Source organism: Vibrio sp. 1249-1 (assembly GCF_033340495.1).
This window is the reverse complement of sequence record NZ_JAWOWJ010000604.1, coordinates 1-672: the sequence shown is the minus strand read 5'-3', so window position 1 is coordinate 672 and position 672 is coordinate 1. Positions and strand designations below refer to the sequence as shown.

2 protein-coding genes are annotated in these 672 nt (G+C 49.3%); both read left to right on the top strand.

The genetic code is table 11. From position 1 onward, the window contains the following. Window positions 1-195 (top strand): LptA/OstA family protein (locus R7Z50_RS27885; protein ID WP_318149804.1); only part of this gene is annotated, 195 nt, incomplete at its 5' end. 1 nt (window position 196) lies between these two features. After that, window positions 197-672: LPS export ABC transporter ATP-binding protein (gene lptB / locus R7Z50_RS27880; protein WP_318149803.1), on the top strand; the 476-nt coding region annotated here is incomplete at its 3' end.

The following is a 672-nucleotide window of genomic DNA, read 5'->3' as shown; positions in this document are numbered from 1 at the left end:
AAGGCGAACACGACCGATTCCCGACTCTCGACAGACGAACTGCCCATGAAAGGCCAAGCGCAGCTCGCTCAAGATGGTAACACCATCAAAGGCTCATCGATTCGTTACCAAATCGGTCAACAGAAGTTGGTGGCTGACAGCTCTAAAAACGAGCGTGTAACCACGATTTTGCAACCAAATCAGATAGAGAACTAATATGGCGGTACTGAGTGCAAAAAATCTCGCAAAGAGCTACAAAAAGCGCAAAGTCGTCACCGATGTTAGCTTAGAAGTAGAGTCTGGTCAGATTGTGGGCTTACTTGGTCCTAACGGTGCCGGTAAAACCACCTCGTTTTACATGATTGTTGGTCTGGTGCCTCGCGATGAAGGCACCATCACCATCGACGACAAAGACATCAGTATTTTGCCAATGCACAGCCGCTCTCGCATGGGTATTGGCTATCTACCGCAGGAAGCGTCGATTTTCCGCAAACTGTCTGTGGAAGATAACATCATGGCCGTATTGGAAACTCGCCAAGAAATGACCCGCGAAGAGCGTCAGGACAAGCTGGAAGATTTGTTGGAAGAATTCCACATACAGCACATAAGAACCAGTGCGGGTATGGCACTATCGGGTGGTGAACGTCGCCGAGTCGAAATCGCTCGAGCTCTTGCGGCAAACCCACAATTCAT